General features: G+C 40.2%; 6 protein-coding genes. All 6 read right to left on the reverse strand.

Features of this window, described 5'->3' with window-relative positions; translation table 11 throughout:
• Window positions 1–5: 5 nt before the first annotated feature.
• Window positions 6–1,058, reverse strand: a complete 1,053-nt coding sequence (locus FEM55_RS21360; protein WP_138283420.1) for a T9SS type A sorting domain-containing protein — start codon at window positions 1,056–1,058, stop codon at window positions 6–8.
• Window positions 1,055–2,965, reverse strand: coding sequence for a hypothetical protein (locus FEM55_RS21365; RefSeq protein WP_138283421.1), 1,911 nt, complete (start codon window positions 2,963–2,965; stop codon window positions 1,055–1,057). The genes FEM55_RS21360 and FEM55_RS21365 overlap by 4 nt, the downstream gene beginning before the upstream one ends.
• Before the next feature lie 822 nt (window positions 2,966–3,787).
• A complete protein-coding gene (locus tag FEM55_RS21370; RefSeq protein WP_138283422.1) occupies window positions 3,788–5,017 on the reverse strand; it encodes a styrene monooxygenase/indole monooxygenase family protein in 1,230 nt (409 codons plus the stop codon).
• Window positions 5,018–5,489: 472 nt separating this feature from the next.
• Window positions 5,490–5,738: a T9SS type A sorting domain-containing protein gene (locus tag FEM55_RS25425; RefSeq protein ID WP_138283444.1), complete on the reverse strand. Its 249-nt coding sequence runs from the start codon at window positions 5,736–5,738 to the stop codon at window positions 5,490–5,492.
• A gap of 128 nt (window positions 5,739–5,866) precedes the next feature.
• Window positions 5,867–6,502 carry a class I SAM-dependent methyltransferase gene (locus FEM55_RS21380; RefSeq protein WP_138283423.1) on the reverse strand — a complete coding sequence of 212 codons (636 nt, stop codon included), beginning with the start codon at window positions 6,500–6,502 and terminating at the stop codon, window positions 5,867–5,869.
• 339 nt (window positions 6,503–6,841) lie between these two features.
• The coding region (locus FEM55_RS21385; RefSeq protein WP_138283424.1) for a CBM96 family carbohydrate-binding protein at window positions 6,842–8,082 on the reverse strand (1,241 nt) is incomplete at its 5' end.

Genomic DNA, 8,082 nt, shown 5'->3' on the forward strand with positions numbered 1-8,082 from the left:
CGCCGCTATCTTGCCACCATAACCTTATGAGTAGTACTCAGCCCATTTTTTTCCATGATACGAAGTAAATACACTCCGACAGGCCATTGCTTTACATTTACCACTCGCTCAGGATGAGACTTGGCACTGTAAACTACTTTTCCATCCGAGCTCATTGCAGTAATGTCTGTGATTACTTCCCACTTTGACGACTCAAGAATAATAGCTTCGGAAACAGGATTGGGATATACTGAAACAAGGCCGGCAGATTTGAACTTTAAAGCTCGAACTTTACTATACGTACTAGTTCCATCTTTATCAATCATGTGCAAGCGGTAGAGATTTTCTCCTTCGTAAGGCTCCTTATCAATTGCAGAATATGTTGCCAGAACCTTGCTTTCACCTTTGGCCATGATCGTTTCAAACGTTTTCCAGTTCTTGCCGTCAATACTTTTCTGAACATCAAACCGATCACTGTTGAATTCATCACTTGTTTCCCAACGTAACAAGGCAGTTTGTTCTTCCTTTTGTACATTAAACTGTACAAGAGTGACTGGCTGCGGATCTTCATTAATGGTCTGGATATTAGTAACACTGTTATCATTTCCGCTATGGTTTCCTTTTGTTTGCGGACCGTTATGAAAGCCCAGCGTAGAAGTGATTGTAGAAAGCGGTGCCTTTGTTATAGCTTTCACAATTACATGAAAAACAACATTGTCTCCTGGCTTCAATGCTTCGTCATATCGAAGGATGACCGTACTTGGTGTTTTGAAGAGCGTTCCGAATGAAGTCAGCGGTGAATTGTCGTCTTTCACCACATCAACAATTTCTATGTTAGGCGAAACTGTGATTTCTGATCTCAGACGTCCTGCTGGTGCGGTAGGGCCTCCAAGCGATTCATTAAGCAGCTCTATTTTTACATACCCGGTTTGTCCTAAAATAAGCTTGTCAGGCTGGCCCAGAATATTGAGACTGACATCTTGCGCAAACGCATGTTTTCCGACGACCAACAATGCAGTTATGAAGATAATTTTTAAATAATTTTTCATCTTGAAATAATCTTGAATGTGAATTATCATTTGGTAGTGATCAGGTTAGTAACTGTATTGTTATTCTTGGGATTTACATCACCACCTGCATTTCCTGTAACGATCGTAGGTGTAATATTTTGAATAGTATTAAACGGAACACCGTTTTTACGCTTAAGATGAAAACCGATGATTGCCTCACCTTTTCCTGCAATGATGACTCCAGGCTTACTTGTAATAGTAATCAGCTTGCTGTTTTCAGAAAACTGCCAGTTGGAATTCTGATTCTGAATACCTCCTGAAACGTTGGAATTACTATTGAAAAATTGGTAAGTTACCTCAAACCCACTTGGCTTGGTCAGGCTGAATCCTATTTCATCAAACGTATTGCTTCCGTTAAGTTCTTTTATTCTGACAATGAAGTCCCGTTCAGCTGTTTCGGTAAAATCAACGTCATCTATATCCAGCACCGGCGTCAAGTCTACGCAAGGCATAACAACGGCAACGACTTGCGCAGTTGAGTTATCGGTGTTATAGCATTTTATAATAGGGTCGTAGTAAAATGCATAATAAACGCCTGCTCCTACTACTGTCGGATCAATAACTGGAGATCCGGAGTGATTAGGATTATTAAACCAAACTAGCTCGGTGCCATTCGGAGCCGTAGCCAAAGACGCTTTATTTAGATTTACTGTCAGCTTTGGACACTCATTAACTAAACTGGCATTTGATATGGTCACTGTAGTGCCTTCTGCAGCACAAGGGCAGTTCACCTCTACCGTTACCATAATTTTAGATTCAGCAGTATTATAGCAATCGGAAAGCGGGTCATAATAAAACACATAGTATGTTCCCGGCTTAACAGCTGTAATATCTTCTATCCACTGACCAGAATGATATGGATTATCAAACCACCTTACAATAACACCCAAAGGTTTTTTATCTATTGTGGCCTTATTTAAATTCCCTAGGGAGTCAGGGCAACTTGCAAAGACCTTTTCTGTACCTAGCCAAACCTGATCTGTACCTGCTAAACATTTAATTGGGTTACAAAGCGGAGCAGCTTCTACAACTACCTCTGCAACAGAATTATTTGTATTAAAACAGTTTAAACCAGCATCCCAGTAAAAGGCATAATATTTTATTCCGACTTGGCCTCCCGATGCATTATGAGGATCAGCAACTTCTTTGCCAGGAGTGTGTTGTGGATCTCTATACCAGACAACGCTGGTTCCCGGAGGAGCTTGTCCGGTAACGAATGTAGTAATATCAGCTGTATTCGTCGGACAAGTGGCTTTAACAGAATTCCCCTGCAACGTCACCTGATTTAAACCGGCTTTACAGAGATCCGTTATAGCATTCTGGGTAACATCAATATTGATTGGACCAGCTTTGAGCGATGATGTTAACGGCACTACAAAAGAAATCTTGGCATCCGTATCAGTGGCTGTCCACGTAACAGAGAATGTGGTCCAATCATCGGAAGGTACCAAAACATGTTTTGTAACCAGTCCATCGTCTACTTTAATCAGGATATCAGCTCCATAAGTGCCAAAGGTCGGCGGAGAACCAGCAAAATTTCCAATCCGAGCCGTCATAATTTCAGACGATAGCGTATATACGTGCCCAGCAGTTAGCCCGGTTACCATTGTAGAAACTTCGTGAGGTTGATTTGTAGGCTGATTGGCCTGCGCAACAATTGTCAAAAAGGTACTTGCTCCGGACGGCGGCGGCAAAACAGAACCCGGATTATTGGTTCCCGGTTCCAGCCATTTGATACTACTAAAACCACCTAAATTGGTTAAAGTGGATACATGAGAAATTACTCCGGTCGATGTCCATGATGGTGGCGTACAGCTTAAACATGGATCACCTCCACCAGTAGGCGCTATACTTTGCGCCATTGATTGGCCACAACCATAAAGTAGCAGTAAAAAGAACCTAAAGATTTTCTTCATAATTTTTATGTTATGTGATAAAAATGAAATTTGACCAGTAAGATTCTACTTTACTTACATTCACACATTTTAATGTTAGCATGTGGCAGAGACTAGTTACCAAACGGGTATTTAGATGCACTTCTATACCTTTAAAAGATTATCTCCTACATTGCTTATTAATTTTTCGAACAAGAGAAATTATTGACTGCCCATGCATGTGCAGCATTTGAAAATAGCCCTCATTATAGAATATTGTTTTTACGACTGGATGCTTTCGTAACAATAATGAAGTTAGTAGCAGGCTACTTACTTCTAATACTAGTGAAGATGCATCTTATCAGAGCCTGATGATACCAGAACAAGGCTTACAAAATTGGGTGCTTGCTGTTTAAGCTTTACCCTTGCTCCCGATCCGGCGCTTCCAGCTGTAAAATAAAACGCTTGGTAATCGAAATTTATGGCAGATTTGCAACACACTCTTACATTTAACTTTCCACAAAATCTGCGGTATCGGCAGTCTGAATCTTTTGATCTATTGAAGATTGTCGGCGTTTCTCATTTGAAATCAATTAACCTTACTAAATCTTTATTAAGATTCAGTAAGGTTAATTATGAGGTAAAGTAAAAACAAGTTACTGTGCTCGCAGGAAAGGCGTTTTTGATTTTTGTATGGTCATTAAAAGCTTTTTTCTCTGGAAAGAAGCATCTCGGCTACTTTGAAAGAGCTTGGAAAAATAAAATCTAAGTGCAAGATTTTGACAATTAGAAAAAAGACTTCAAAATCAAAAATCAAATTCATGCTATATGCATTATTCATTTAACTCAATATCTCCGGCATTTTTATTTTTTGCTTGCCAGATATTGCTGTGCTGCTGCTGGTTCGTCCAGCCATGGAAACAGGCTTGGCGGATGGTTAAAACCGTTAACGAAATCAGAAGCTATTTCACCATTTTGTGAAGCTGCTCCTAAAATTTCAATTACATGCGGTGCTGGTGGTGAAAGAAATATATCGCAAAACCGGTTAACATGCTTTGAGTACTCCCAGAAATCCTCAAATGTTTTGTTCATCCAATCCACGTCAAAGGGCTTATCTCCATGTGCAATAATTGCTTTGGCATAAGCATTGGCCATTTTGGTAGCATTGTTGCCACCCTGCCCAACAATTGGATCGTTAAGGATAACTGCGTCGCCAATTCCAAAAACGGCTGCATTTGAATTCAACTGTACAACTGGTTTTCGGACAACAGGAGTAAATGATCCGTTAAGAAAAGCATCGTCCCGTATGATTTCAGCATTTTCAAAAGCGTCATACCTCCATGGCAGCAAATCCTGAATCATTTCTTTGACTTTTTCCAAATGCACTGCTCCTGATTTTACATCGTCAAAAATGTCCATCGGACCGCCTGGAACACTTTCGATCAGCATAAATGCACATTGAATGTGGTCTTTCTGATAAAATGGTGCGGTGATAATCTCACCAGCACCCATTACAGCATCCAGTGTAATGGTTGTGAATTTGGTTTTGTCCGGGTTTTTAAAATTATTGATGTGCAATTGTAGCAATTTGCGCGCAGGTGTTTCCCTGCTCGATTTGGCTTCATCACGTGTAAACAATTTTGCAAGTGGACCCTTTCCGCAGGAAATAACAACAAGGTCAAACTGCAATGTATATTCTAAAAGATCCGATGACGCTGTATTGCTGACAATGAATTTTCCGCCATTTTCCTGAAACAACTTAATCCACTGATAAAATTTCATTCGCTGATCAATTGATACGCCGGGCTTACTTGTGCTGGAATTGATACTGAACGCATAATTTCCATCCGGCATACCAAAATTGATATTAAAACCCGTTGAATAATACGCAGTATCATGCCAAAGATCCAAGCCAAGTTCTTTTTCAAGCTGCAACGTATCGCTGAACAAATAAGTAGCGCCCGTCGGCGGCCCGTTAAATATATCTTCTGCAGAATGTTCAGAAATAATGGTAACATCATATCCGCTTTTTAGCAGCCGAATCGCCAGATGCAGACCTGACTGTCCGGCTCCTACAATCGCTATTTTTCTCATTTGTCTATAAAGTTTTAATTTCTTGCAGATTCGGGCTGCAAAGCTCGTGCACTTTCCTGCGAGCAGTTGCTCATCGCAGGAACCCGGAAAAGCCTGCTATTTCAATGAAACAATTAACCAATCAGTAAGATTTACCATTAAAGAATCAGGTTTCAACGCACCAAATAATTTTAATTGCTAAATCACGATTAATTTCCAGACACATGCATTATGCTTTTATCCTTTGCACACATTGAGTTAACAAACGGTAACATTCCTCTAATTATAACCATTATCAAGTACTGATGACAAGAATCTGATTTCAGTTATTATATATGGCCGGTCTGAATCAGAAATTGTAAAATGCCGGTTTTGCTGGCTGATTTTATAAGATTTTAACTGCTGCATAAACATTTCTCAACCCTCATAAAAAACAAAACCTCCCAAGCAAGTTGCTTGGAAGGCCTGTCTGATTAGTGGATCTTTGAATTACTTAATCTACAACAAATACCTTGATTACTTCGGTCAATGATGCGGATTGTATTCTCAGCATATAAATACCTCCTGTCAGCGACAGATCTGAAATATTTACTTCTGCTTTCGATCCTGATCTGCTGTGTTCCGGCAAATTGATTTTATAAGTTCTGCCCAGCTGACTGATTATTTCCAGCGAAACATCTTTCGAATGTTGCTTTGAGAACTTAACAGTAAAGTGCTTCTGAACCGTCGAAAAAGGTATAATCTAAATACAGGTCCTTTTGCTAATTTCGAGAATCTTCCAGAAATACAAGTCGGAGCCACTTCAGGAATCTTTCCTTGTAGGAGAAGTATATAATACCCGTGAAACAAAGTCTTGTATATTTCTAAAATCTAAATAAGTTTTTTAAACTCTAGACTGACAAACGATTTACCATTAGGTAAAAAACTTTCGCTTCTTTCGGTCTTAATATATCCAAGAGCCAAAATATTTTTTTCAAAAGTTCCTTCATCAACTAGGTTAAATATTCCAGCTACTTGTTTTATACTATTAATTCCGCTGTTGCTTACGGAAGTAACACCATTATTCTTCTGAAGAGTAACAATCAAAGAACCACTTTGATATAAGCAAGAATCTACTTGGTTCAATCCATTCTCCAATTCTATATATTCGAAAATTAAACCAGCTAATATCAAGTTCACTTTAAAAGGTAAGACTTCTCTACTGTTCAAATCGTGTTTGATTAGTATCAAGTTCTCAATCTGAGAAGAATACCTATTTTGGCATTCATTGAGATATACCTGACTTATATCCACTCCGTACACATGGGTGGTTTGTGTTGTATGTACGTGCTCCAGCCCATTCCCGCCAGCAATCCCCAGTATAGCCAAAGAGACAGGCTTATATTTGATAAGAGCTGATTCCATCAATCGACTAAGCATTTCTGACTGACCAACTAAGGGATGAGCCATGTGAGCTTCGTAATCTTTCAATGGAATATTACTCCAAGGATTTTCATTGGAAAGCATATTCTTTATTTTGTAAATGAGCTAAATCTTCTATTTTAAAAAGGAGACTGTGTTAACCAAAAGGATCGGCTTTTAATAAATTTAACCATTTACTGTAATTAGTTACTGTGAACACTTAAACAACTTAGGTCACAAAACTGTGAAGAATTGCGTTTACAATAACTACAACATTTCCGTACAGGCGCTATGGATTATCAGACGGTAAAAACGCTGGTTTTTACTTATTGATTATACAGGATTTAAGCCGTTATGCCAAACATTTCTCAACCCTCATAAAAAACAAAACCTCCCAAGCAAGTTGCTTGGAAGGCCTGTCTGATTAGTGGATCTTTGAATTACTTAATCTACAACAAATACCTTGACTACTTCGGTCAATGATGCGGATTGTATTCTCAGCATATAAATACCTTCTGTCAGCGACAGATCTGAAATATTTACTTCTGCTTTCGACCCTGATCTGCTGTGTTCCGGCAAATTGATTTTATAAGTTCTGCCCAGCTGACTGATTATTTCCAGCGAAACATCTTTCGAATGTTGTTTCGAGAACTCTACAGTAAAGTGCTTCTGAACCGGATTCGGATAAATCGTGGATTTTTCCAACTCAACTTCTGATTCTGAGCTGAAAAGTTCCTCTGCACTGGTTCTTGCACCGGAAGTCACAGGACCGTTGGTTACAATTAGTAACTGCGGCTTGTTGGATGCATTTTCCTTACTATTGATATTGACGTTCTTGTTCTGATTGCTCGGGTTTTTCACGGCAATGCTTACTACTTTATCCGCTGCAAGCTGCGCCTGAACATAAGCCGTTACATCAATCTCGTAGTACTTGGCAGTATTATTTACACCTACTGAACCCAGAACCGTTGACGAACTTGCCGGGGCATTGTTCAGATTGATTCCGCCTTCTGTCCAGCTATCGTTGTCAACACCGTATGCAGACAAATTGATAGAAGTCGTATTTTCAGTATTGCTGGCGTAAATACGAAGCTTGGCCGAACTTACCTGACTCAGGCTGCTGAGCGAGAACTTCAGGTAAGCCGAACGGGTAATACCGTCTCCGCTTCCGGACTTCACGACCATATTTGTAGCACTTCCGTAATTGGTACCTGCATAGCTGCCGTTGCGAACATACGAATCTGCAAGTGGCGACAATGTTACTGATGTAGGAGCTGTCACATTATTAACAGTCACTACTATGGTTTCATCATCAGACAAAGCAGGTGAGCCGTTATCGGTCACTTTCACTGTGAAGGTAAAGCTGCCCGTGGTAGCCGGTGTCCATGTGAACACACCTGTTGTTGCATTGATGGCTGCTCCACTTGGCGCATTAACTAACGAGAACGTTTTGCTCTGGCCTGTATTGGCGTCGGTTGCTGTTGCAGTAAAGCTCAGCGCTTGTCCTGTGATTGCCGTTTTATTACCAATTGCAGCTAAAACTGGTGCTACATTAGTTGTTGTTGTATTACCCACGGTGACGGTGATGGTTTCCTCATCAGACAAGGCGGGCGATCCGTTATCGGTCACTTTGACGGTGAAGCTGAAGCTGCCTGCCGCGGCCGGTGTCCAGCTGAAAGCGCCCG

The sequence above is a fragment of the Dyadobacter sediminis genome, from assembly GCF_005860765.1.
Taxonomy (GTDB): Bacteria; Bacteroidota; Bacteroidia; order Cytophagales; family Spirosomataceae; genus Dyadobacter; species Dyadobacter sediminis.